Origin of the sequence: Curtobacterium sp. MCSS17_007, from assembly GCF_003234175.2 — a bacterium.
Classification (GTDB): domain Bacteria; phylum Actinomycetota; class Actinomycetes; order Actinomycetales; family Microbacteriaceae; genus Curtobacterium.
On record NZ_CP126257.1, the window covers coordinates 2,344,479 to 2,368,974 of the forward strand.

Annotated in this window: 21 protein-coding genes, 1 pseudogene and 1 riboswitch; of the genes and pseudogenes, 8 read left to right on the forward strand and 14 right to left on the reverse strand. The window is 73.6% G+C overall.

The window, feature by feature from the left end; all coding sequences use genetic code 11:
- Nucleotides 1–65: 65 nt before the first annotated feature.
- The 5 genes from upp to DEJ22_RS11115 all read left to right on the forward strand — a co-directional run bounded on the left by upp (nucleotide 66) and on the right by DEJ22_RS11115 (nucleotide 5,802).
- A complete protein-coding gene (gene upp, locus DEJ22_RS11095) occupies nucleotides 66–701 on the forward strand; it encodes a uracil phosphoribosyltransferase (RefSeq protein WP_111227185.1) in 636 nt (211 codons plus the stop codon).
- A 706-nt stretch (nucleotides 702–1,407) separates the two neighbouring features.
- On the forward strand, nucleotides 1,408–2,175 hold the full coding sequence (locus DEJ22_RS11100) for a winged helix-turn-helix domain-containing protein (RefSeq protein WP_111227186.1): 768 nt from the start codon (nucleotides 1,408–1,410) through the stop codon (nucleotides 2,173–2,175).
- A gap of 293 nt (nucleotides 2,176–2,468) precedes the next feature.
- On the forward strand, nucleotides 2,469–2,969 hold the full coding sequence (locus tag DEJ22_RS11105) for a MarR family winged helix-turn-helix transcriptional regulator (protein ID WP_111227187.1): 501 nt from the start codon (nucleotides 2,469–2,471) through the stop codon (nucleotides 2,967–2,969).
- Nucleotides 2,966–4,315: a cryptochrome/photolyase family protein gene (locus DEJ22_RS11110; protein ID WP_111227188.1), complete on the forward strand. Its 1,350-nt coding sequence runs from the start codon at nucleotides 2,966–2,968 to the stop codon at nucleotides 4,313–4,315. The genes DEJ22_RS11105 and DEJ22_RS11110 overlap by 4 nt, the downstream gene beginning before the upstream one ends.
- Nucleotides 4,312–5,802 (forward strand): serine hydrolase domain-containing protein, encoded by a 1,491-nt coding sequence (locus DEJ22_RS11115; RefSeq protein WP_181430788.1) that lies wholly within the window; start codon nucleotides 4,312–4,314, stop codon nucleotides 5,800–5,802. Before DEJ22_RS11110 ends, DEJ22_RS11115 begins: the two co-directional genes overlap by 4 nt.
- A 23-nt stretch (nucleotides 5,803–5,825) precedes the next feature.
- Here DEJ22_RS11115 and DEJ22_RS11120 read toward each other — a convergent pair whose 3' ends face one another.
- Nucleotides 5,826–6,797, reverse strand: a complete 972-nt coding sequence (locus DEJ22_RS11120; RefSeq protein WP_181430790.1) for a carbohydrate kinase family protein — start codon at nucleotides 6,795–6,797, stop codon at nucleotides 5,826–5,828.
- Between the two features lie 196 nt (nucleotides 6,798–6,993).
- On the opposite strand from DEJ22_RS11120, the gene DEJ22_RS11125 reads away from it, so the two are divergent.
- Nucleotides 6,994–7,566: a TetR/AcrR family transcriptional regulator gene (locus DEJ22_RS11125; protein ID WP_146241758.1), complete on the forward strand. Its 573-nt coding sequence runs from the start codon at nucleotides 6,994–6,996 to the stop codon at nucleotides 7,564–7,566.
- Nucleotides 7,567–7,663: 97 nt separating this feature from the next.
- On the opposite strand, the gene DEJ22_RS11130 is transcribed toward DEJ22_RS11125, so the two are convergent.
- The 5 genes from DEJ22_RS11130 to DEJ22_RS11150 all read right to left on the reverse strand — a co-directional run bounded on the left by DEJ22_RS11130 (nucleotide 7,664) and on the right by DEJ22_RS11150 (nucleotide 13,825).
- Nucleotides 7,664–8,278 (reverse strand): superoxide dismutase, encoded by a 615-nt coding sequence (locus DEJ22_RS11130; RefSeq protein ID WP_111227192.1) that lies wholly within the window; start codon nucleotides 8,276–8,278, stop codon nucleotides 7,664–7,666.
- A 45-nt stretch (nucleotides 8,279–8,323) separates the two neighbouring features.
- A complete protein-coding gene (locus tag DEJ22_RS11135) occupies nucleotides 8,324–8,833 on the reverse strand; it encodes a flavin reductase family protein (RefSeq protein WP_111227193.1) in 510 nt (169 codons plus the stop codon).
- Nucleotides 8,834–8,915: 82 nt separating this feature from the next.
- On the reverse strand, nucleotides 8,916–10,484 hold the full coding sequence (locus tag DEJ22_RS11140; RefSeq protein WP_111227255.1) for an MFS transporter: 1,569 nt from the start codon (nucleotides 10,482–10,484) through the stop codon (nucleotides 8,916–8,918).
- Between the two features lie 222 nt (nucleotides 10,485–10,706).
- Nucleotides 10,707–11,798, reverse strand: coding sequence for a LacI family DNA-binding transcriptional regulator (locus tag DEJ22_RS11145; RefSeq protein ID WP_258379616.1), 1,092 nt, complete (start codon nucleotides 11,796–11,798; stop codon nucleotides 10,707–10,709).
- On the reverse strand, nucleotides 11,777–13,825 hold the full coding sequence (locus DEJ22_RS11150; RefSeq protein WP_111227194.1) for an aldo/keto reductase: 2,049 nt from the start codon (nucleotides 13,823–13,825) through the stop codon (nucleotides 11,777–11,779). The genes DEJ22_RS11145 and DEJ22_RS11150 overlap by 22 nt, the downstream gene beginning before the upstream one ends.
- Before the next feature lie 136 nt (nucleotides 13,826–13,961).
- On the opposite strand from DEJ22_RS11150, the gene DEJ22_RS11155 reads away from it, so the two are divergent.
- Together DEJ22_RS11155 and DEJ22_RS11160 are read left to right on the forward strand one after the other, a co-directional pair.
- Nucleotides 13,962–14,516 carry a TetR/AcrR family transcriptional regulator gene (locus DEJ22_RS11155; RefSeq protein WP_111227195.1) on the forward strand — a complete coding sequence of 185 codons (555 nt, stop codon included), beginning with the start codon at nucleotides 13,962–13,964 and terminating at the stop codon, nucleotides 14,514–14,516.
- Nucleotides 14,517–14,606: 90 nt separating this feature from the next.
- Complete coding sequence (locus DEJ22_RS11160) at nucleotides 14,607–14,777, forward strand: hypothetical protein (RefSeq protein ID WP_181430791.1); 171 nt, start codon at nucleotides 14,607–14,609, stop codon at nucleotides 14,775–14,777.
- A gap of 168 nt (nucleotides 14,778–14,945) precedes the next feature.
- Here the strand turns inward: DEJ22_RS11160 and DEJ22_RS11165 are convergent, their stop codons facing one another.
- From DEJ22_RS11165 to DEJ22_RS11200, 8 genes and pseudogenes are all read right to left on the reverse strand, one after another.
- Entirely contained in the window at nucleotides 14,946–15,533 is a 588-nt protein-coding gene (locus DEJ22_RS11165; RefSeq protein ID WP_111227196.1) for a hypothetical protein, read from the reverse strand.
- Nucleotides 15,530–16,207 (reverse strand): TetR/AcrR family transcriptional regulator, encoded by a 678-nt coding sequence (locus DEJ22_RS11170; RefSeq protein ID WP_111227197.1) that lies wholly within the window; start codon nucleotides 16,205–16,207, stop codon nucleotides 15,530–15,532. Before DEJ22_RS11170 ends, DEJ22_RS11165 begins: the two co-directional genes overlap by 4 nt.
- Nucleotides 16,208–16,299: 92 nt before the next feature.
- Nucleotides 16,300–16,779 carry a 6,7-dimethyl-8-ribityllumazine synthase gene (ribH, locus tag DEJ22_RS11175; protein ID WP_111227198.1) on the reverse strand — a complete coding sequence of 160 codons (480 nt, stop codon included), beginning with the start codon at nucleotides 16,777–16,779 and terminating at the stop codon, nucleotides 16,300–16,302.
- Nucleotides 16,780–16,808: 29 nt separating this feature from the next.
- Nucleotides 16,809–17,423: pseudogene (gene ribB, locus DEJ22_RS11180) on the reverse strand (3,4-dihydroxy-2-butanone-4-phosphate synthase); the annotation flags it as partial.
- Between the two features lie 44 nt (nucleotides 17,424–17,467).
- Nucleotides 17,468–18,109: a riboflavin synthase gene (locus tag DEJ22_RS11185; protein WP_111227199.1), complete on the reverse strand. Its 642-nt coding sequence runs from the start codon at nucleotides 18,107–18,109 to the stop codon at nucleotides 17,468–17,470.
- A gap of 90 nt (nucleotides 18,110–18,199) precedes the next feature.
- A riboswitch (FMN riboswitch) is annotated at nucleotides 18,200–18,333 on the reverse strand.
- 243 nt (nucleotides 18,334–18,576) lie between these two features.
- Entirely contained in the window at nucleotides 18,577–21,024 is a 2,448-nt protein-coding gene (locus tag DEJ22_RS11190) for a bifunctional lysylphosphatidylglycerol flippase/synthetase MprF (RefSeq protein ID WP_111227200.1), read from the reverse strand.
- A complete protein-coding gene (locus tag DEJ22_RS11195; RefSeq protein ID WP_258379618.1) occupies nucleotides 21,021–22,343 on the reverse strand; it encodes an alpha/beta hydrolase in 1,323 nt (440 codons plus the stop codon). The genes DEJ22_RS11190 and DEJ22_RS11195 overlap by 4 nt, the downstream gene beginning before the upstream one ends.
- Before the next feature lie 171 nt (nucleotides 22,344–22,514).
- Entirely contained in the window at nucleotides 22,515–24,425 is a 1,911-nt protein-coding gene (locus tag DEJ22_RS11200) for a hypothetical protein (RefSeq protein ID WP_111227201.1), read from the reverse strand.
- Between the last annotated feature and the right edge of the window lie 71 nt (nucleotides 24,426–24,496).

The window sequence follows — 24,496 nt, forward strand, 5'->3', positions numbered from 1 at the left end:
AACGGGCGACCTGCTGGGTGTTCCACGCGTCGATCCTGCCCCATCGGCACGGTACGCTCGATCCCATGCGAGTCCACGTCGCCGACCACCCGCTCATCACCCACAAGCTCTCGGTGCTCCGCGACCGGACCACACCCTCCCCGACCTTCCGCGCACTGACGGAGGAGCTCGTCACGCTCCTCGCGTACGAGGCCACGCGGGGCGTCCGGGTCACGGCCACGCCGATCGACACCCCCGTCGCCCACACCATGGGTGTCGCGATCGCGAAGCCCCGTCCCCTCGTCGTGCCGATCCTGCGCGCCGGCCTCGGCATGCTCGAGGGCATGGTCAAGCTCGTCCCGACCGCCGAGGTCGGGTTCCTCGGCATGGCCCGCAACGAGGACACGCTCGAGCCGCAGACCTACGCCGAGCGCCTGCCCGACGACCTGTCCGGGCGCCAGTGCTTCGTGCTCGACCCGATGCTCGCGACCGGCGGGACGCTGGCGGCCGCCATCGACTTCCTGTTCGCCCGCGGCGCGGAGGAGGTCACCTGCGTGTGCATCCTCGGCGCTCCCGAGGGCCTCGCCGCGGTCGAGCAGGCCGTCGGCGACCGCAACGTGAGCATCGTCCTCGGCGCCCTCGACGAGAAGCTCGACGAGAACGGCTACATCGTCCCGGGCCTCGGCGACGCCGGCGACCGCCTGTACGGCCTGGCCGAGTAGCGCCCGCTCCCCCGACGCCCCCGTCGACACGGCTCCGCCCCTCGTGGCGGGCCGGTCGGCGGGGGCGTCTCTCGTCCGCGGCGGTCGCGTCGAGACGCCGGCGTCGCCGCGAGACGCGGCGGCGTCGTCGAGACGCCGCCGCGTCCGGTGGCGTCTCGCGCGAGCGGCGGCGTCCGGCACGCACGCCGGCGTCTCGCGCACCGCGTCCGCTCCGCACGACGGCGGACGGGAGGCGCGTGGCGGGGCCGCAGCGCGCCTCCCGTCCGGTCGTCGGTCCGGTCGGCGCACCGTCTGTCCACTCCGGTCACCGTCCGGGCGGACGGTTGACAGCGCCTTGGTATACCGCCGATACTCGTCCCATGACTGCAACCGTGTCCACCCGAGTCCTCTGCGAGGCCCTGGGGACCGCCGGCATGATCATGCCGGCGACGGCGGTCATGCGTTGTCGAATGTGTGCCTGATCGGTACCCGTTCCAGCCGGATCCCCCGCGACACCACCCCGGTCGCGCGCGTGTGATCCCCGGGTGACGCCACCTCGACGACGCGCAGGCACTGCGAGCGCACGAGGCACCGTCCCCCGCACCTCCCGGGAGGCCCCGGTCCACCGCAGGACCGCTGGGCGACACGGCGATCCGCCGTACCCGGACCGACGCATTCGACACCGCCGCGGTGCACCACACCGCAGCCACCCGCCCGGAGAACCGCCATGTCGCTCACCATCGCCCAGCCCCGCACCGCCCTCCGCACCGCCGCCGCGTCGACCGACCTCGGGACCGTGACCCCGATCCGTCCGCGCCGGCAGCCGGTCGCCCCGCCGGTCCCGAGCGGCATCCCGACCAGCCCCGTCGTCGCGCCGCAGCGCAACCGGGCGCTGCCGGAGGGCACCGAGGCCCGCGGGTTCGCGCTCTACGTCGGGATCGACGAGGCGGCCGCTGCCGCCGCCGGGACGACCCTCGCCGCGGTCGTCGAGCAGCTCAAGGCCCTCACCGCGCAGCTCGTCCCGTCGTCCGAGACCTACGCCGCGGTCGCCGTCGCCGCCGAGGGGTCCGGTGGCCGCGACGTCGACGTCGTGCGCCTCGCACTGCAGGACCGATCCGCCGTGGCGGCGCGGAAGCAGGCGGAGAAGCCCGAGCCCGAGGAGACCGGGGTCGTCATCGACATCTCCCGGAAGCGTGTCACGCTCGACGGCGAGGCCGCTCCCCTGACCTACAAGGAGTTCGAGCTCCTCCAGTTCCTCGTCCTCCGCGAGGGACAGACCGTCGATCGTGCTGCGATCATCGACGGCCTGTGGTCGGACGGCGAGGACGAGACCCCGAACGAGCGCACCATCGACGTGCACGTGCGGCGCCTGCGGTCGAAGCTCGGTGCCTTCGAGGAGATCGTCCGGACGGTGCGCGGCGTCGGCTACCGGTTCGACCGCCACGCGGACGTCGCGGTGCGCTACGCGTCGACGCCGTCGCCCGACCTCTTCTGATCCACACCGGATCCGTTCGGCGAACTCGCAGCGAACGGTTGCGGGACACGCTGGCGCACCGTTACCTCGCCGTTATACAGTCGGTCGTGCAGGCAGTGTTTGCTGTGGCACCGTCTGCGGAATGTGATTGCAGGACACTCTTGGTGCAAGGGAGAAGGCCGGTCGCCCAGAAGGCGACCGGCCTTCGTCGTGCCGGGCGTCCCTCCCGGCGGGGTCCCACCACTGTCCCCCGCGACCCGCTCTCGCTGTCGCCCGGCGTCGGTAGTGTGGATCGACGCACGACCGGAGGGACGATGACCGTGGACGACGCACGCCGCAGCGACAAGGCGACCGCCGTCGCGGCCTGGGAGGCCCTGTTCCGGGCCCAGGTGACCGTGATGCGCGCACTCAACGCGGACTTCCCCGGTGGGGAGATCTCGTTCAACGAGTACGACGTCTGCTTCAACCTGTCGACGCAGCCCGGTCGTCGGTGCCGGATGCGCGACCTGACCGGCCACCTGCTCCTCACGCAGCCGAGTGTGAGCCGTCTCGTCGACCGCCTGGCGTCCCGTGGCCTCGTCGAGAAGCAGCCCGACCCCACCGACGCCCGCGGGGTCATCGTCGCGCTCACCGCGCACGGTTTCGACGTCTACCGCTCCGTCGCGGTGCAGCACGCACAGACGATCGCGGAGCAGGTCGGCGCCGGTCTCGACGACGACGAGCTCCGGACCCTCACCGAACTCTGCACGAAGCTCCGCGTCGCCGCCGGCGGCTCCGAGCGTCGCGACCGCGGTGCCGACCGGGTGTCGGCATGAGCGGCGCGGTCGTCTGGCTGCGCGAGGACCTGCGCCTCGGCGACAACCCGGCGCTCCGGGCTGCGATCGACCACGGTGGGCCGGTGACGGTGGTGGTCGTGCTCGACGAGGAGACACCGGGCATCCGTCCTGTCGGGGCCGCGAGCCGCTGGTGGCTGCACCACTCCCTGACGGCGCTCGACGCCGAGCTCCGGCACCGGCACTCGCGGCTCGTGCTGCGCCGCGGCAGTGCGGCGACGGTGATCCCCGAGCTCGTCGCGCAGGCCGGTGCCGACGCGGTGTACTGGAACCGTCGCTACGGCAGGGTCGAACGGGACCTCGACGCGAGCATCAAGAGCGCCCTGGTCGACGACGGCAAGGACGCCCACAGCTTCGCGGCCAACCTGCTCTGGGAACCGTGGACGGTGCTCACCGGTCAGGGCGAGCCGTTCAAGGTCTTCACGCCGTTCTGGCGCGCCGCCCAGGCGATGCCCGAACCGCGACACCCACTGCCACAGCCGCGGGACCTGCCGGCTCCCGCCCACGTGCCCTCGGACGACCTCGACGACTGGGCGCTGCTGCCCACGGCACCGGACTGGGCCGGCGGACTCCGCGACGCGTGGGAGCCGGGTGAGGCCGGTGCCCACCGCAAGCTCGAGCAGTTCGTGCACGACGCCCTCGAGGACTACGACCAGCGTGACGAACCGGCGATGGCCGCGACGAGCGACCTGTCGCCGCACCTCCGCTGGGGCGAGGTCAGCCCGTACCAGGTCTGGCACCGCCTGCACGGCGACCTGGAACCCGCCCAGCGCCGGCAGGCACCGGCGTTCCTGCGGCAGCTCGCCTGGCGCGAGTTCAACTGGAACGAGTACTTCCACTGCGACGACATCGCGACCGTGAACGTGCGGCGTGCGTTCGATGCGTTCCCCTGGCGCGACGTCGACGAGGACGAGCTCGACCGCTGGCGGCACGGCCGGACCGGCTACGACCTGGTCGACGCCGGCATGCGGGAGCTCTGGCACTCCGGCGCCATGCACAACCGCGTCCGGCTGGCAGCGGCGAGCTTCCTCGTGAAGAACCTGCTCGTCGACTGGCGCATCGGCGAGCAGTGGTTCTGGGACACACTGGTCGACGCCGACCCCGCGAACAACGCCGCGAACTGGCAGTGGGTGGCGGGGTCGGGCTTCGACGCCGCCCCGTACTTCCGCGTCTTCAACCCCGACCGCCAGCTCGAGCGGTTCGACCCGCACCGCGAGTACGTGCGGCGGTGGGTCCCCGCGGACGAGGACCGCCCGGAACCGATGGTCGACCTCCGGGCCTCGCGACAGCGAGCGCTCGACGCCTACGAGCAGATGCGCCGCGCGTGACCCCGTCGTCCGACGTCCTCGACGGGATCGACGCGCTCTTCCGCGACCGTGTCGCCGCGGGCACGACGCCGAGCAGCGTGTGGGGCGTCTTCGACCGCCAGGGCCTCGTAGCCTCGGGCGGTCACGGCGACCGGGGCGACGGGCAGGCCCCGGACGCCGACACCGTCTACCGCATCGCCTCGTGCACGAAGAGCGTGACCGCGGCGACGCTGCTCACCCTCGTGGCGGACGGGCTCGCCGACCTCGACGCACCGATCACCGACGCCGTCCCGGCCTTCGCCGCGGTCGACCTGCCGTCGTCGGACGCACCCGTCCCCACCCTGCGGATGCTCCTCACCATGTCCGGCGGCCTGCCCACGGACGACCCGTGGGCGGACCGGCAGGAGTCGATCGGCGACGACGACCTCGACGCGGTCCTGCGCGCCGGCCTGCTCTTCGACTCGGTGCCCGGCACACGCTTCGCCTACTCGAACACCGGCTACGCGCTGCTCGGTCGCGCGGTCGCCCGGGCGGCTGGCACGTCGTTCACCCGCGCGGCGACGGACCGTGTCCTCCGGCCGCTCGGGCTGACGGACACCGTCTTCAGCGCCGCCGAGGCCCGCGGCTGGGTCGTGACCGGTCAGCGGGACGACGACGGCGCCTGGACCCCGCAGCCGATGACCGGGCCCGGCGCCTTCTCGGCGATCGGCGGCCTGTTCTCCACGGTGCGCGACCTGTCGCGGTGGGCCCGGCACCTGGCGTCCGCCGCGTCCGACGCGCCGGAACCCGGCCCGCTCTCCCCCGCGGACCGGCGGACCATGCAGCAGGCGATGCGGGTCGTCCCGCCGGCGGTCGTCCCCGGGTCGGCACGTGTGACCGGCTACGGCTTCGGACTCTTCGTCGAGCAGGACGCCCGCTCCGGCGAGATCGTCTCGCACTCCGGTGGGTACCCCGGCTTCTCCGCGCACATGCGGTGGTCGACCGAGCTCGGGATCGGGGTGGTGGCGTTCGAGAACACCACCCAGGCGAAGGTCTCCGTCGCGGCCGACCGGGCGCTCGACGCGCTGCTCACCGAGGCGCTCGCCGACGGCGCGGCGGGGCCGGAGCAGACCCGCGACGGCGTGGGGTCGCGGTCGGCACCCGGCGTCCGCCGCACGGTCGAGGCTGCCCGGGCGGCGCGGTCTGCGGTCTCGGCGCTCCTGCGGGCCTGGGCGTCGCCCGACGTGGACGACCGCGAGGCCGCCGACCTCGCGTCGACGATCTGCACCCCGAACGTGCCACTCGACCGGCCGTGGGCGGCGCGCCGGCGTGCGGCGCTCGAGGCCGTGCGGGCGGTCGGCGCCGACCTCGGTGCCGAGCCGGTGGACGAGCAGTCCGCGGTGCCGTCGCAGCTGCGGTGGTGGCTGCCCGGCAGCGCCGGTCGCCTCCGCGTGGAGATCCGCCTGGCCCCGCTCGCCGCCGGTCGCGTGCAGACCCTGGTCGTGACGGCCGAGCCCGCCGAGCGCTGAACGGCGGGCTGTCGGCCGTGCCGCTAGACGGGTGGCCTGCCCCCGACGAACCCGAGCGCGCGGGCGGCGAGCCTCGCGCCCTCCTGTGCGGCGCAACCGACGCGCACCGGATCCGTGGCCCACGCGCGGAGGAACCCCGCCGCGAACGCGTCGCCCACGCCGATCGTGTCCACCGCGGTCGTCACCACCGCCGGCACGCGGAGCGGCGACCGCCCCGGCCGTCCGACGACCGCGCCGTCCACCCCGGTCGTCACGACCACGAGCGGGACGACGTCGGTCAACCGTCGCAGGGCCTCGGTCAGCCGCGTGGTCCCGGTCAGGGCGAGCGCCTCCGGCACGTTGGGGAAGAGGACGTCGACACCGGTGAGCGCCGCCGTCGCGGCACCGGACCCGATGGCCCGGACGACGGCCGCCGACGAGGGGTCGAGCGACACCCGCGCGCCACCCGTCCGCGCCCGTCCGACGAGTTCCGCGATCCGATCGGCCCCGCCGCCGAGCATCGCCGCGCCGGTGAGGTGCACGATGTCCGCTCGGTCGACGAGCTCGTCCGGCACGTCCTCCGCGCACAGCACACCGCTGGCCGCCGGGTCGGACATGGTCGTGCGACCCGCGTCGTTCTGGACCGACACGAGCGCACCGGTCGTGGTCCGGGCGTCGTACCGGAGGTGCGCACGCACGCCGGCGTCGGTCAGGGACCGCTCGTGCCGGTGGACGTCGTCGACCCCGACGCGGGCGACCAGGTCGACGTCGGCGCCGAGCCACCCGAGCCAGGTCGCGACGTTGCCGGCCGCGCCGACCGGCCGGTGGCGGATGACGGCTCCCGGGTCGTGGACACCCATCGCGGCGGCGGTGGTCCGGACGAGGACGCCGTCGAGGACGTCGCCGACGACCAGGAAGCGTTTCCCGACGCCGCGACGGCGCCCCGCGTCCTGCCGTCCTGCGCGCGGTGCTGCGGGGCCCGGAGGGGGCGGGACGGGCTCGGGAAGGGGTGACACGTCTCCCATCCTAGGCGGAATCGAGGATTGCTCCGCTTCACGGAGCGCCGCAGCGAAGTCCGTGAGACGGAAGACGCACGAGACGGCAACGGGGACGCGACGAGCAGGCAGCCCTCGTCACACCTATCCGCTAACATTCCAGATGATCGTGGTCACGCGGTCGCGGACCACCACTCGAACCATCGCCGGAGGGACCATGCCCAGGAGACCCGACCCGACCCTCAAGCCCGCGATCGTCGCCAAGGTCGCCGGACACCTCCGACACACGAAGCTCGAGGACGCGTCGGTCCGGAGCCTCGGACGCGTGCTCGGGACGAGCGCGTACCCGATCGTGTACCACTTCGGCACGCGCGAGGCACTGATCGACGCCGTCGTCGACCACCTGTCCGTCGACGAGGACCGCTCGCTCGCCCCGGACGCGGACCCGTGCTCGCTCACCGAGCACCTCGTCGCGGTGTTCGGCGGACTGGACTCCCCGGAGCGGGCACTGGCGGTCCGGCTCACGTTCGAACTCGGGTGTGTGGAGTCGCTGGACGGCCGGGACCGCCAGCAGCGTCTACACCGCAGACGCGTCGCCGAGCTCGCGGCCTGGTGTCGCGCGCACGGCCACTGCGACGTCGAGGCGGAGCGCACCGCGCGGGCCGCGGTCGAGTCCGCGCGGGGCGCCCAGTGGGGCGCGCTGGTCGACCCGGAGCACACCGACGTCGACGCCGCCATCCGGGCGATCGCGCGGGAGCTCGCGTCGAGCGCCCGTCTGGCGGCCGCCTGACCGCAGGGACCGCACGGACGACGGACGGGAGGCGCGCTGCCGACCGGCACCGCGCCTCCCGTCCGTCGGTCGGTCACTGTGGTGACCGCCCCGCACGTCAGAGCGTGACGAAGGACTGCGACTTGGCGTTCGCGAAGCGAGCGGCGACGTTCTCCCAGTCGACGATGTTCCACACGGCCTTGACGTAGTCCGCCTTGACGTTGAGGTAGTCGAGGTAGAAGGCGTGCTCCCACATGTCGAGCATGAAGATCGGGACGACACCGAGCGGCACGTTGGACTGCTGGTCGAACAGCTGGAAGGTGGTGAGCTTCTGGCCGACCTGGTCCCAGGCGAGCACCGACCAACCGGAGCCCTGGATGCCCGTGGCGACGGCGGAGAACTGTGCCTGGAACTTCTCGAACGAGCCGAAGAACTCGTCGATCGCCGCGGCGAGCTCGCCCTCCGGGACCTTCGTGTCCGGGCCGAGGTTGGTCCAGAAGATCGAGTGGTTCACGTGACCGCCGAGGTTGAACGCGAGGTCCTTCTCGAGCTTGTTCACGTTGGCGAGGTTGCCGGACTCACGGGCCTCGGCGAGCTGCTCGAGCGCCGTGTTCGCACCCGTGACGTAGGTCTGGTGGTGCTTGTCGTGGTGCAGCTGCATGATCTTGCCGCTGATGTGCGGCTCGAGCGCGGCGTAGTCGTACGGCAGCTCGGGCAGGGTGTACTCGGCCATTGCGAGGTCCTTTCGATCAGGGGTTGGCGGGGCGGGCTCCGCGGCTCAGGAGAGCCGGGAACGATCGGAGAGGGAGTGGAACTCCCGGTTGTGGTAGACGAGCGGTTCCCCGTGCTCCTGGCCGACGACGATGTCGAGGACCTCGGCCACGACGACCGTCGACGAACCGATCTCGGTCGTCGAGCGCGGTCGGCACCGCAGTGCGGTCGCGGCGGCGGGCAGGTAGCGCTCCCCCGTCGGCAGGGTCCCCCACATCGGGTCGTCCGCCGCCGGGCTGCCGGTGGCGGCGAACCGCTTGGCGAGGCCGACGCTCAGCGAGTCCACGAGGTGCACCACGAAGACGTCAGCCCCGAGCACGACGCCCGCGGAACCGGACTTGGTGGAGAGCGAGAACACGAGGACGGGCGGGTCCACCGCCACGCTCGCGACGCTCGAGGCGGTCAGGCCGGTGGGGCCGTCCGGGCCCTCGGCGGTGATGACCGCGACACCGGCCGGGTGTCCGCGGAAGGCGGCCTTGTAGGCGTCGGCGGTCGTGGCCGGGGCTTCGTCGGGCATGGCAGTCGTGGGGTTCCTCCGGGTGGGGTCGGCCGCGGCTGCGCGGCCACGTCCCAACGTAGGACCTCAACCGGGGTTCAGGTCAACGATTCCCAGGTTCGTCCGATCCCGGGCGCGCCGGGAGCGGTCGGTCGCGCCTGAGCATGACCACGGACGCCGCCGCGGCGACGAGCATGAGCACCGCGGCGACGGCTCCGGTGATCGTGACACCGGAGTCGAAGGCTGCACGGGCGCTCTCGAGCAGCGCCTGCCCGGCCGTGCCGCCGAGGTCAGCGGCCGCCGAGACCGCGCCGCCGAGGGTCTCCTGCGCCGCGGTGTGCGCTGCGCCGCCCAGCCCGTCCGGCACCACGACGTGCGACCGGTACGCGGTGGCCAGGATGGTCCCGAGCACCGCCGTGCCGAGCACGGCACCGATCTCGTACGCGGTCTCCGACACCGCGGACGCGGCACCGGCCTTGTCCGCGGGTGCGGTGGAGATGATGAGGTCGTTCGTGACGGTCTCGGACGCTCCGATCCCGATGCCGAGCAGCACGAAGGCGAACGCCAGCGCGACGATCGAGGCGTGGTGCCCGAGCACGGAGACCATGGCGTAGGACGCGGCCGAGAAGGTCAGGGAGACCGCCACCACCCAGCGCGGCGCGACCCGCGCGACGATCGGCACGACGACGAGCCCGGCCACGATGGTCAGGACCGATCCCGGCACGAGTACCAGGCCGGAGGCGAACGGGTCCAGCCCGGCGACGAGCTGCAGGTGCTGGGCGATGAAGAACAGGAACCCGGTGAGCGAGAACATCGCCGCCATGTTCATGAGGACGCTGCCCGTGAAGGCGGTGCTCCGGAACAGCCGCAGGTCGAGCATCGGGGTGCGCGACCGGAGCTGGCGACGGACGAACGCGATGCCGCAGAGGACGCCCACGGCGAGCATCGCGATCGCGAAGCCGCGCTCCTCCGGGTGCACGACCGACTTGATCGCCCAGGCCGTCGGGGCGAGGGTGCCGAGCGACAGGAGCATGCTCGGGACGTCGACCGGCCCGGGCTGCGGGTCGCGGGACTCCGGGACGAAGAAGGGGACGCCGACGAGCATGAGCACGAGGATCGGCACCGCGACGAGGAAGACCGCGCCCCAGTGGAAGTGCGCGAGCAGCACGCCGCCCACGAGGGGACCGAGGGCGTTGCCCGCTGCGAACATCGTCGACCAGACCGCGAGCGCGAAGCGGCGCTCCCCCGCGTCCACGAACACGTTCCGGATGATCGAGAGCGTCGCGGGCATGAGCATCGCGCCGAAGACGCCCATCACGGCGCGGGCGGCGACGAGCATCCAGGCCTCGGTCGCGAAGGCGGCGGCGACGGACAGGAGCGCGAAGCCGGTCGCGCCGATGACGAGGATCCGGCGTCGCCCGATGCGGTCGCCGATGCTGCCCATCACGACGAGCAGACCGGCGAGCACGAGCGGGTAGGCGTCGACGATCCAGAGCTGGGTCGTCGCGCTGGGGTCGAGGGCGCGCGCGATCGTGGGCAGCGCGAAGCTCAGCACGGTGTTGTCGACGGAGATGAGCAGCACCGGGAGCATCAGCACGGCGAGCGCCGCGAACCGTCGGGCGCGGCTGCCGGTGACGGCGGTGGCGACGGGGCTGGTGAGCAGAGCGGACACGGTGACTCCCTGGGGAACGAGCCGGACCAGGTCGACGGCGGACACTTCGATGGGGCAGACGAGACGGGACGCGGGATGGACACGCGCCCCGTCAGGACTCCGTAAGTGTACCGTCTGGACGGTCATGGTTGCAACTGCAATCAACGCGCGGACGGGAGGCCCGTGGCTGCGTCCCCACGAGCCTCCCGTCCGCCTGCCGGCCGCCCTCCCCACCGCGAGCGCTCAGGCGGACTCGCGCAGCAGCAGCCGGTGCCGGACCGTGCGCCGCACGGCTTCCCCCGAGCGCGGCAGCTCCCCCGCGAGCATGCCGAGCGCGAGGTCGAGCGCCTCGCGGGCCACGGCATCGAGGTCGACCGCGAGCGTCGTGAGCGTCGGCGCGACCAGCGTGCCGAGCGCGAGGCCGTCGACACCGACCACCCGGACGTCCCGCGGGACGTCCACCCCCGCACGGCGGCACGCGGCGAGCACGCCGAGCGCCATCAGGTCGTTGAAGGCCAGCACCGCGTCGACACGGCGGAAGCGCTCGAGCGCACGAGCGGCCATCGCCGCGCCGTGCTCGGACGTCGGGGCGTCGGCGACGGCGACCTCGGGCAGGTAGCCGCGGCGTCGCAGTGCGTCGAGCATGAGCCCACCGCGGCTGCTCGGGCGTCCGGTGTCCGACGCGTCGACGATCACCGGGTGGCGCACGCCCGTGCGCACCAGGTGGTCCGCGAGCTCCTCGATCGCCGCCGCGGGGTCGATGCGGACCGCACCGCGGAGGACCTCGCCGGCGGGGTCGAGCTCGACGACGGGCACCGGCCCGAGGCGCTCGATCCACTCGGGCGCCCGGGCACCGAGGTAGCCGACGACGACGTCGGTCTGCTGGCCGAGCGCCTGCACCGCACGGTCCGAGTCCCCCGCCAGGCCCACGTCGGCGAGCATCACGTCCCACCCCCGCGCCGCCGCGAGCCCGAGCACGGCGGCGGCGAGCTCGGGCGAGTAGGGGTTGCGCAGGTCGTTCACCACCAGCCCGAGCTGACGGTCCCCGCCCGTCACGAGCCCGCGCCCGAACCGGGACGGCCGGTAGTCGAGCGCGGCGGCCGCGGCGAGGACGCGTTCCTTCGTCGTCTCGCTGATCCCGTACAGACCGTTCATCGCGCGGGTCACCGTCTGGCGGGACACCCCGGCCGCCGCCGCGACGTCGTGGATCGTCGCGCGGCTCGCCGGGAGGCCGACGGTGCGTGGGGCCCGACGGAGCGACGCGGGCGCGACCGGACCGGCCCCGCCCGCGTCCTCCGTCGCGTCGGTCCCGGTCAGGCGCGCAGGTCCAGCCACGCCACCTGCTCCGGGCTGAGCTCGACCGACAGGCCCGTCATCGAGGACCGCGCCTCGGCGATGGTCCGCGGGCCGAACAGCGGGAAGGTCGGGAACGGCTGGTGCAGCACGTACGCCAGCGCGATCGCGGTCGCCGGGACGCCGTACCGCTCGCCGAGCTCCCGCGCGCGGCGGAGGCGCTCGAAGTTGGCGTCGGAGTAGTAGCAGCGCACGAGCTCGGCGTCGCTCGTGTCCTCCGGGGCGGCACGTCCGGTGAAGAACCCGCGGGCCTGCGACGACCACGGCAGCAGCGGGACCTGGCGTTCCTCGAGCCACCGCTTCGACGCCGGGTCGGTCGCGTGCTCGCACCCGTCCCACGGCACGTCGTACGCCTCGGCGAGCCCGAAGTGGTTGCTGAGGACCTCGAACCCGTGCCGACCGTTGGCGGCGGCGTACGCGTTGGCCTCGTCGAACCGTGCGGGGGTCCAGTTCGACCCGCCGAACACGCGGATGCGACCGGCGCGTCGGTGCTCGTCGAGCACGTCGACGAACTCGCCCACCGGTACGTCCGGGTTGTCGCGGTGCATCATGTAGACGTCCGCGTGGTCGGTGCCCTGCCGCTCGAGGCTCTCGAGCAGCTGCCGGGTGAGCGACTCGGGATCGCAGTACGGGGTGTGGGCGCCCTTCGTGATCACCACCACCTCGTCGCGGATCCCGCGGTTCTCGATCCACCTGCCGAGCCGCCCCTCGAGCACACCGCCGCCGTAGATGTACCCGGTGTCGAAGACGTTGCCGCCCTGCTCGACGAACATGTCGAAGAGCGCACTGGCGTGTGCGAGGTCGGGCTGGTTGTCGACGCCCATCACGAGGCGCGACATCCGCTTGCCGACGCCCGGGACCTCGCCGTACCGCATCGGGGCGTCGTCGCGCACGCGCAGCGGACGACCGCTCACCGTCGGGATGTCCGCCGTCTCGGCCTCGAACGGGTAGCGCAGCCCGATCGCCGCGCGCCAGCGGTCGAGGGTCCGGGCGGTGGCCAGCGTCTCGTCGAGCGTCATCTGTGCGGCCTCGACCCCACCCGAGGCCAGGGCCGCGGTCGTCGCGTCCGCCTCGAGCGCGTACGGCCGGGCCCCCGCGAACGAGAGCGTGCGCGGGTCGTCGTCGACGGTGTGCACCGTGATGGTCGGGTCGTCGGAGAGCGTCCAGGGATCGGTGAGCACGATCCGTCCGCGGGTGCCGTGCACCGTCACGGTGTTCTCGTCCTGCACGCGCACACCGGTCCGGACGCTGGCGGTGGTGCCGTCCCGGTAGGTCAGGCGCGCGACCGTCCACTCGTCGACGCCCGTCGGGCCGAGGGTGCCGGTGGCGGTGAGCTCCACCGGCTCGGCGACGGCCGTGCCCGTGGCGGCCTGGACCACCGCGGCCACCATCGTGACCGGGTAGCCACCGACGTCGAGGATGCCGCCACCCGCGGTCCCGACGTCGAACAGGCGCCCGGAGCGCTCGCCGGCGCGGAACGCGAACGAGGCGTCGACGTGGGTGACCTCGCCGACCGCGCCGTCGCGGACCAGGTCGAGCAGGGCCGCGGTCTGCGGGTGGAAGCGGTACATGTAGGCCTCGACCAGGGGCAGACCCGCCTGGCGCGCGGCGTCGACGAGCGCCATGGCGGTGCCGTGGTTCGGGGCGAGGGGCTTCTCGCAGAGCACCGCCTTGCCTGCGGAGAGGGCGCGGAGCACGAGGTCGGCGTGACCGGTGTGCACGGTCGAGACGTACACCGCGTCGACGGCGGCGTCGGCGAGCACCGCGTCGTACGCTCCGGCGCGGACGTCGGCGAAGCCGTGCTCGGCGGCTTCCCCGGCGAAGGCCTGCGCGCGTTCCGGAGACGAGCTGCCGACGGCCACGAGGGTGCCGGTGCTCGCCGGGAGCTGCGAGAGGAAGCGGCGGGCGATGCCGCCCGGGCCGAGGACGGCCCAGCCCGGGCCGGCCGTGCCGTCGGCGGCGGGGTCCCCGGAGGGCGTGGGCGAGGGGGTCGCGGTCTGCGCTGACATGCGGATCCTGTTCGTGTCGTGAACCTTCACGGTCACGGTGACGCTAGCCCCGCGGGTGCTGCGCGACAAGGCGTTCGTGAACGTTCACGGAACCGATCGGTCGTCACGGTCCGGACGGTTCCCTAGACTCGTCCGCATGGCAAGTGCCCGTGACCGTGTCCTGGACAGCTTCGTCGCGATCGTCTGCGAGGAGGGCGAGCGTCCGGCGACCCTCGACGCCGTCGCCGCACGGGCCGGTGTGTCCAAGGGCGGCCTGCTCTACCACTTCGGTTCGAAGGCCGCGCTCGTCGAGGGGCTGTGCGAGCGACTCTCGGACCTGTCGGCGATCGACGTCGACCGGATGCGCGAGGCCGAGGACGGCGCCGCGCGGTACTTCGTGCGGAACTGCCTGTACGTCGGCAGTGAGCTCGACCTGGCCCTGCTCGCGGCCAGTCGGCTGCAGCAGGCCGGGTACGAAGAGGCCGGCCGGACCCTCGACGAGACCGAGAACGCCTGGCTCGAGACCCTGGTCGACGCGCTCGGTGACGTCCCCACGGCGCAGGCGGTCAAGCTCCTGGGCGACGGGCTCTACCACCAGGCATCGCTCGGGGCGGCGATCGCCACCGACCTCCGTCCGAACCGGGGCACGGTCGACATGGACGCCCTGCTCGCGGTCGTCGACCGCCTCATCGCGACCCGACCGGGTGCTTAACCGACCGTCCGCGCGACGCGGGTGAACCGGTCCCGGCATTCCTGGGGATAGACTGGTCGCGATCCACCCGCTCGAACCGGAGGTACCACTGTGGGCCGCGTCATCGCCGCTTTCTTCTCGATCCTGCTGCTGCTGGTGTCGATGTACCTGTTCGGGTTCGCGTTCCAGGTGGAGTCGGGCCAGGCGTTCGTCTTCATGGGCGGCCTGCTCCTCATGACCATCTCGTTCTTCCTGCCGATCCACGTCTTCGGCAAGAAGTAACCCGCAGCCACACGACGACGGCCCCGTCCCTCCGCCAGGAGGCACGGGGCCGTCGTCGTCCGTGCACCGAGCGCCTCGGCCTGGGCGTCGAACCACGGAGCCGACATCGAGCCACCCCCCACAGCTGGTTCGATGCCGGTTCCGCGGCGCGACCCCACGCGAGCGGCATCAGGCGGACGGCGCCGGTTCCGCTGTCGGACCGGCCCCACGGCCGCTCCGCAGCTGACCGCGCCGAGCGAGGGCGCCCGCCACACCGGCGGCCAACCCCATCGGCAGCGCCGACCCGGTGACCACGAGGGGATCGCCGTACCCGCCCGACAGGAGGACCGCGACCACGGCGGTCGAGACGGTCGCGAGCACCGCGGCGGTCAGCGCGGTGCAGGCCACGTGCGCCCGGTCCGAACGCACGCGCCGGAGCCGGAGCCCGACGAGCCACGTCACCGGCAGCACCAGGACAGCAGCGACGAGGGCCGGGATCGCGGAGAGCACCGGCACCAGGACCACCCACGGGAGGGACGCGGTCGCGTCCGCCACGGTGACGTCACCCGGGAAGAGCGCGACGACGAGGCCGACGAGCGTCGGCAGGAGGCTGAGGGCCGGCAGCACGACGACGATCAGCCAGGCGAAGGCGCGTGCTTCGAGTGCGACCGAGTCGTCGAGGGTCCAGGTACGCCCCGGGGGCCGGGCCGACGACCCGGGTGCTGGCGCGACGGGGAACCCAACGAGGTCGGTCGGTCGCCCCTCGTCGTCGCTCATGCGTCCCGCCCGGCGACGATGCCCACGATGCGCACGACGGAACGCCGGAAGGGCCGGACGCGGAGCATCGGCAGCGCGAAGCGCAGGATCCCCAGCGCCGCGTCCACCAGGCGGTCGGTCCGGCGCTGACCCGGTGAGTCGTCGTACACCCAGAAGAGCGTGACGAGCAGGTAGGCGGTCCACAGCGCCCGCGGGAGGTCGGCGTGCAGCTCCTCGGGCACCCGTGTCCGGGCTTCCGAGACCGCGCGCTCGAAGAGTCCGAGGACGACGTCACGTGCAGGGGCCGACTCCGGGGAGAAGGGGTTGTTCGGTGAGCCCGGAGCGATGGCGGTGGTGAGGAACTGCGGTGCGATCGCGTGCCAGGCCGACAGGTTCGCCAGGCCGGTCCGGACCACGACACCGACGCGCTCGGTCAGGTCCTCGACGCCGTCGAGCGCGGGGCCGGCGAGGGCGACGTGCTCGTGCTGCACCTCGACGTAGAGCTCCTGGACGAGGTGGTCCTTCGTCGGGAAGTGGTAGTAGGCGTTCCCCACCGAGAGTCCCGCTGCAGCAGCGATCCCCCGCATGGTCGTCCCGTCGTAGCCCTGCTCGCGGAACGACCGCAGCGCCACCTCGCGGAGGCGCCCCCGCGTCCGGTCCCGCTTGCTGCCCGCCGTACCCGCATTTTCGAACATGTTCAAAAACTACACCGGGTGCTGACTCCTGTCCACGGACGACGAAGCGCCCCGCGCCACGAGTCCGTGGTGCGGGGCGCTGCGTCGTCCGGTCAGGCGAGCTGTCGGAGACTCCGGAGCGAGACCGCGGTGGCGATCGCCGCGTGCGCGGCCTCGGCGCCCTTGTCCTCCTTCGACCCGGGCAGTCCTGCCCGGTCGATCCCCTGCTGCTCGTCGTCGAGGGTCAGCACCCCGAAGCCGACGGGCTTGCCGGTCTCGATCGCGACCGTGGTGAGCCCGCTCGTGGCTGCGCTCGACACGTACTCGAAGTGCGGGGTCCCGCCGCGGATGATCACGCCGAGGGCGACCACCGCGTCGAAGCCTGACTCGAGAGCGGTCTTCGCGACGACCGGCAGCTCGAAGCTGCCCGGTACGGGGACGACCTGGGCCGTCGCGCCGAGGCGCTCGACCTCGCGCTGTGCCCCGGCGAGGAGGCCCCCGGCGATGGTCTCGTGCCACTGCCCGGTGACGATCGCCACCCGGACCCCCGTGCCGTCGACGTGGTCGCGCTCCGCGGCTCCTGCTCCGCTCATCGTGTCGTTCCTTCCGTGGGCGCGGACGTCGCCGCTGCCCGGTCGGCCGCGTCGAGCCACTCGACGAGTGCGGCGATGGTGATGACGGGCACGCCCTCGCGCGCCCCGAGTTCGACGAGGGCCGGCAGACGCATCATCTCGCCGTCCTCGCCGACGATCTCGCAGATCGCCGCGGCGGGACGGAGCCCGGCTGCGGTGACCAGTTCGATCGCGGCTTCGGTGTGCCCGGCGCGCTCACGGACGCCACCGGGACGTGCCCGCAGCGGGACGACGTGCCCCGGTCGGTGCAGGTCGTCGCGGACCGAGGTCGGGTCGGCGAGCACCCGCAGCGTCCGTGCCCGGTCGTGCGCGCTGATGCCGGTCGTCACACCGGTGGCGGCGTCGACGGTCACGGTGTAGGCCGTGCCGCGGACGTCCTCGTTCCGGGCGACCATCGGCGGCAGGTCGAGCGCGTCCGCGATCGCGGCGCTGACGGGGGCGCAGATGAAGCCCGACGAGTGCGCGACCGTCCACGCGACCCACTCCGGCGTCGCGAGCTCCGCGGCGAGGATCACGTCGCCCTCGTTCTCACGGTGCTCGTCGTCGGCGACGATGACCGGGCGCCCCGCGGCGATCGCGGCGACCGCGTCGTCGATGCTCGACAGGACCGGGCCGGCCGCCTGCTCGGCGTGCGGGGCCCCGACGGCGGTCACCGTGCCTCCAGGACGGGCGCCGTCGCGGCGTCGAGCCGCAGCATGCGGCGGACGTGCCGTGCGAGGACGTCGGTCTCGATGTTGACCCGGTCACCGGGGACGCGGGCGCCGAGCGTGGTGGCCTCGAGCGTCTCCGGGATCAGGCTCACCTCGAACCAGGCGTCGGCCGGCGGGGTGTGCTCGGACGAGACGGCGCTGACGGTGAGCGAGACGCCGTCGACCGCGACGGACCCCTTGTCGACCACCAACGGGCTGAGGTCCGGCGCGAGCGAGAACCGCACGCGCCGCCACCCGTCGCCGTCGGCGGTCTCGAGCACCGTGGCGGTGCCGTCGACGTGCCCCTGCACGATGTGGCCGCCGAGTCGGTCGCCGACGGAGGCCGCGCGCTCGAGGTTGAGCCGGTCCCCGACGACGAGCGTGCCGTGGGCGCTCATGTCGAGCGTCTGCTTCATCACGAACGCGGTGAAGGTCTCGTCGGTCTGCTCCACGACCGTCAGGCAGACGCCGCTCGTGGCGATGGAGTCGCCGTGCCGTGCGTCGGCGACGACCTTCGGGCCGCGCACGGTGAGCGCGACGGAGTCGCCGTGCTGCTCGACGGCGGTGACGGTGCCGAGTTCCTCGATGATGCCGGTGAACACTGGTGTCCTCTCAACGGGACTCCGGGGGTGCTCGACGATCGTCGGCATCGACGGACCGGGCGCACCCGGTCACGGGAGCGTCCTGCCCGCCAGCGCTTCCTCCCGTCCGGACTCTCACCGTCGGTCCCGGAATCCCACCGGGTCAGCATCGGTCGGGTTCGCACCCGTCGTCAGCTCGTGGACTGTCACCACCGGTTCGGACTTGCACCGACCCCGGAGCGCTTGCGTACCCCGAACGATACCCCACGCCCCCGACCGCCCGTCCGACGGCGTTGCGCCGTGTGACGGCCGTCGGCCCCACGACACGACGGCGGCAGCGCGAGACGCCGGCGGCACTGCCAGACACCGGCGGATCCGGCGGCGTCTCCCGTGACCGGAGGCGTCTCGGCGGGACACCGGCGTCGGGAGCTCCGCGCCCGGGAGCGGTCGGCGCGACGCCGACCCCGGGGCGGGAGGGTGTCCCCCGCTCAGCCGCGCCCGCGCACGAGCGACACCGCCTGCCGGAGCGAGAGGTCGGGCAGGTAGGCGCGCACGACCGCGACGCCGATCGCTGGGAGCGCCACCGGGTCCGGGTAGGCGAGCACGAGCGGGTGCAGCTCGGGCCCGAACTTCGCCTTGAAGCGCAGCAGCGACCGGAAGCCGTACACGGGCTCGAGGACCCCGCCGACCAGGTCGAGCAGGTCCTGCACGCCGTCGCCCGCCGGGCTGCCTCCCGCCGACTGCGCGAGCGGGGCGGCGGACAGGCTGAGCCGCTCCACGCCGTCCTCGCGCATCCGGTCCGCCGCGCTCGCGACGAGGAACTCCATCACACCGTTCGGCGCCGCGCTCGTGCGCCGCATCACGTCGAGGGTCCACCCGACGACGCGTCCGGCTCGGTGGCTCGGGAGCCAACTCGTCACGGCGAGCACCGTGCCCTCGGGGTCGAGCGCCACGAGGGTCCGGACGGCGGGGTCCCGCATCTCGTCGACGCCCCCGAGCGTGAAGCCCATCTCGGGCAGTTCTCGCTCGGAGACCCACTCCTCGGAGATCGCCTCGATCTGCCGGACCGTCGACGGCGGCAGGTCCTGCCACGACGACCACAGGGCGGTGATGCCCTCGCGTCCGGCCTTGTTCACGGCCGTGCGGACGTCCTGCTTCTTCTTGCCGCTCGTCGTCCAGGTGCGCGGGTCGAGGTCGGCGTCCTCCGCGACCGGCAGCGTGTCCCAGCCCTGCGCCGTGAGGGTCCCGGCAGCGTCCACCCCGATGCCGTAGAACACGGCCGTCCACCCGTTGTCGTCGCACCACCGCGCGAAGGCGGTCATGGCGGCGTGACGCGCGTCCGGCCACCCGAAGGGTCCGCCGACCGTGACCGCGACCCGCCCGTTCCGACGGAACGCGACGCCGGCCCGGCCGTCGTCGGCGAACCAGTAGGCGTTGCCCTGCCAGGTCGTCATCCACCCGAACGTGTCACCGCCCGCGGCCTCGAGCAGGGTGCGCGCACGGAGGCGGCTCTCGCGGAGGCCGTCGGCGTCGGCGTCCTGCTCGACCGCGCCCGTCGGACGGATCGCAGCGACCGCGACGACGAGCCACACGACCGGCCCCGCGGCGGCGAGGACGAACCGGAGCGCCGGGTCGAGCGCCGCGAGCCGGTCCCAGGCCAGCACCGGGGACAGCGGGCCGAGCGCGGCCACGACGAGTCGCCAGGCGTCGGGCACCGGGCGCGGCGAGGACGCTGCGGTCACGAGCAGGACCGTCGCGACCACCGCGAGGGTGACGAGCACGACCACGGAGAAGGTCACGACGCGGCGTCGGGACGGGAGCACGGTGAAGGCCCGGCGCAGGAGCACGAGCACGATCGCCGTCGCGAGCGGGACGACGATCGACGCGGCCACCGAGACCGTCACGACGAAACGGTTCTCGGCACCGTGCAGCTCGGCCGCACGTGCCGGCAGGACGCCGTAGGTCACCGCGGCGGCCGCGGCGAGCAGGACGTCGACCGTGACCGCGAGCCACACCGCGAACCGGCTGCCGCGGAACAGGCCGAGCCCCGCGACCACGAGCACCAGGAGGGGCGCGACCGCGAGCACGAGCGTCCAGGGGTCGGTGGCCCGGAAGGCCAGCAGGCCGCGCAGGCACTCCCCCGACGCGCCGTCCGCGTGGCATCCCCGGACCGAGGTGGCCGGCCCCGTCCCGACCACCGCGGCGAGCGGGGCGAGGAGGCCGACCCGGGCCCGCGAGACGAGCGCGATGAAGGGCCCGACCGCCGACACCAGGACGACCGTGCCGAGCAGCACCCGGGTCTCGCGGTGGGAGCTCCGGGTCCACCCGAGCCGAGCCGGACCGCTGCGGAGCAGGTCGCCGAGCACCCACCCGGCCGCCGCCGCGAGTGCCGCGGAGAGGTCCGAGGCGTGCCCGGCGTAGAGCAGCAGCGCGGCCACGACCGCGACGGCGTTGACCCGGATGCGCCGACGCCAGAGCGGGCCGGCGAAGGCGCTGGCGGTGACGATGGTCCCGACGAGCGCGGTCCACGGGTCGAAGCTGGTGGCGCGGCCGAGCAGGAGCCGACCGACCTCGTGGCCGTCCTGGTCCACGAAGGCCGTGAGCGAGCCGATCCCCGTCCCGACGACGGTGGTCGCGACGAACGCGAGCACCGTGCGTCGACCGCCCATCAGGCGCTCCGAGGCGCCCACCAGGACGACGACCCCTGCGATGGTGAGCACCAGCGCGAGCGCCCCGGTGGTGACCGCGAAGACCCGGAAGGGGCCGAAGTGGACCGCGTCGACCGAACCGGTCCTGCCCAGGACCCGGATGAGCAGCCCCGCGGTCGACGTGCCGAGCACCAGCACCGCGACGACCGCCGTGACCGGGTAGCGACGGAGCGCCCGGAGGCACCGCGACCAGAGCGCCGAGGTCCGGGTGGTGTCCTGACTGCTCACAGTGCGCCCTCCGTCTGCGGGAGCCCGAGGTGCGACAGGACCGTCGGCAGCCCGTTCGCGAGCACGTACCGCACGGTGTTCCAGTCGTGCGCGGAACCGGGCGAGACGATGACCTGTGTCTGCATGCCCGCGCGGACCGCGGCGGCGCGGAGTGCCTCGGTCGACGCCTTGTAGGGTGCGTCGTCCTGACCGTAGCCGAACACGGTGAGGTGGTCGCGGTAGGGCGCGTGTGCCGCCATGATCGCGCTCGGAGCCGCCGCTCGGTACGCGGACGTCGAGCCACCGAAGGCCAGCGCGGCGCTCTGCCGGGCCGACCCGGTGACGGGCGCGAGTTCGCTCGAGATCGCCAGCGCCGTCCCGAACACCTCGGGGTGCGCGGTCGAGAACTGCTCGGCGCAGGTGGCGCCCTGTGAGAACCCGAGGACGCCCCACGCACCCGGTCCGGTCGCGACGGGCAGGTGGTGGTCGATCCAGCGGACGGTGTCGGTCATGACGTAGGTGGCGCTGCGGCCGAGCCGCCGTGAGTCGACGCACATCGGGTTGCGGTTCGGCGCACCGAGCTGGTCGGGCGAGACCACGATCGGAGCGAGCCCGTCGTGCGCCGCCGCGTACCGGTCGAGGAACCCCCCGAGGTCACCGGTCTGGAACATGTCGGCCGGCTGTCCGGGCTGCCCGGACAGCGCGACGAGCACGGGCAGACGCGGTGGGTCGGCGACCCGTGCGGCCGGCGGCAGCCAGACGACGGCATCACGGGCGCGGAAGTGCGACACGGTCCCGGGGATGCGGACGCTGAGCGTCTCCCCCGTCCTGGGCATGTCGGCGGGTGCGTGCCAGTCGGCGACGCTGACGTCGCGCTCCGTCGAGTGGAGGGCCGGCAACACCCTCGTCGGGTACGGGTTCGTGGCCACGGCCTGCTCGACGTCCTTGTAGAAGCCGAAGTCGACGTTGACACCGAGACCGGCGGAGAGCACCACGGCACCGGCTGCGGCCACGGCGAGGACCCGTGCGAGCCACCCGCCCTGCACCAGGACCACGAGCAGGAGCGCGGCCGCCGCGAACGCGAAGGCGACCCACATCCTGGTCACCGGGGTGAACTGCACCCCGAAGTCGTCCTGCACGTCACCCGTCCACCACACGACGCCCAGCCCGACGAGCGCACCGACCACCGCCGCTCCGAGGCGGACCGCCGCACGGCGCAGGCGACGGCGCTCGTGCACCGGTCCGACGACGACCCACGCCGCCAGCACGGCGGCGAGGACGTACACGGGGACGAGCAGGCTCGCGCCCGTGATGGGGATGCGCAGGAGTTCGTGGAGCACGGGTTCATCGTGGCCCCGGAGCACCGCCGGACACCCTGACGTGCGCTTCCACTGCGCACAGGTTGGGCACCGATCGCTCCCAGGAAGGCACCAGCCGCCCTTCAGACGGGCCGGTGCCCGGGCACACGGGTCGGAGGGGCACCGCTGACGGTGCCCCTCCGACCCGTCGTGTCAGGCGATCCGCTTGCGGAGCGCCAGTGCGCCGGCCCCGAGGAGCAGGAGCAGCAGGGCGGTGCCCGCAGGCACCGTCTGCGACCCGGCACCGGTGTAGGCGAGCGCGGGCTGCGCGTCCGCGGTGGTCGCCGTGCTGGCGGCGGCGGGTGCCGTCACCGCCGGACGGGAGGCGCTGGTCGCGACGACCGCGCCGACCGTGGTCGATCCGGTGGTCGCCACCGGGACCGTGGTCACGCCCGGGTCCGTGGCACCGGGAGCGCCGTCACCGTCGGTGACGTCGACGGGCGTCGTCACCGGGTCGGTGCCGGGGGTCGTGCCCGGGTCGGTGCCGGGGTCCGTCCCCGGGGTCGTGCCGGGGTCCGTCCCCGGGTCCGTCCCCGGGTCCGTGCCGGGGTCGGTGCCCGGCGTCGTGCCGGCGCCGGGCGTGGTGGTGCTGGTGCCGTCACCGATGATGCCGATGCCGTTCCCGCCGATCGTGATCGGCAGGCTGATGACCGGGGTCACCTGCGTACCACCGGCCACCGAGTCGTCACCCGAGGTGGTACCTACCGCAGTCGGGGTCGAACCCGAACCCGTACCCGAGCCCGGGGTCGTGCCGGCACCGGGGGTGGTGGTGCTGGTGCCGTCACCGACGACACCGATGCCGTTCCCGCCCACGGTTACCGGGACCGAGACGACGGGAGCCACCTGCGTACCACCGAGCACGGAGTCGTCACCCGAGGTGGTGCCTCCAGCGGTCGGGGTCGAGCCCGAACCCGAACCCGAACCGGGGGTCGTGCTGGGGGTGGTGGTGCTGGTGCCGTCACCGATGATGCCGATGCCATTCCCACCGATCGTGATCGGCAGGCTGATGACCGGGGTCACCTGCGTACCACCGGCCACGGAGTCGTCACCCGAGGTGGTACCTCCCGCAGTCGGGGTCGAACCCGAACCCGTACCCGAGCCCGGGGTCGTGCCGGCACCGGGGGTGGTGGTGCTGGTGCCGTCACCGACGACACCGATGCCGTTCCCGCCCACGGTCACCGGGACCGAGACGACCGGAGCGACCTGCGTACCACCGAGCACGGAGTCGACACCCGAGGTCGTGCCGTCCGCGGTCGGGGTCGAACCCGAACCCGAACCCGGACCTGAACCGGTGGCCGGCGCCTGGCTCGTCGCCGAGCCGTCACCGAGCACGCCGATGCCGTTGCCGGTGACCGTCACCGGGACGGACACCACCGGGGCGACCTGCGTCCCGGCGGCCACGCCGTCCGACCCGGACGTGGACGGTGCCGACGTTGGCTCCGCCGTGGCCGGGGTGCCCGCCACAGGAGCCGACGCGGGTGCCGACGCGGCGTCCGCGTCCCCTGCGACGGCGATCGCGTTGCCCGCGGCCGTCACCGGGGCGGTGACGTCACCGACGACCTGGGTACCGGACGCGATGCCGTCGGTACCGGACGTCGACGGAGCAGCTGCGGTCGGGGCCGGGGCTGCCGCAGGAGCGGGAGCCGGCGCGGGAGCCGGCGCGGTCGCCTCGGCGTCACCGCCGACGGCCACCGCGTTGCCGGTCGCCTGCACGGGTGCCGTGACGACGGGCGCGACCTGGGTGCCGGACGCCACGCCGTCGGTGCCCGAGGTGACTGGTGCCGGAGCCGGAGCCGCCGGGGCGGGAGCGGTGGCCGGAGCCGGAGCCGGAGCCGCCGGGGCGGGAGCGGCCGGGGCCGGGGTGGTGGACTCGGCGTCGCCGAGCACCCCGAGGGCGTTCCCGGCGACGGACACCGGTGCGCTCACGGAGGGCACGACCTGCGTGCCGGACAGGATGCCGTCGGTGCCGGAGGTCGTCGCGGCGTTCGCGGCCGCTGTCCCTCCGAGCGTCAGGCCTCCGACGAAGAGGGTGAACCACAGCCCTCTGCAGACGTACTTGTTCATGGTCGTTCGTTCCTCACTGATCGAGATCTGTCGCCGACCGCGATCGCGGTCGGGTGGTGCGTGCCTGCCGT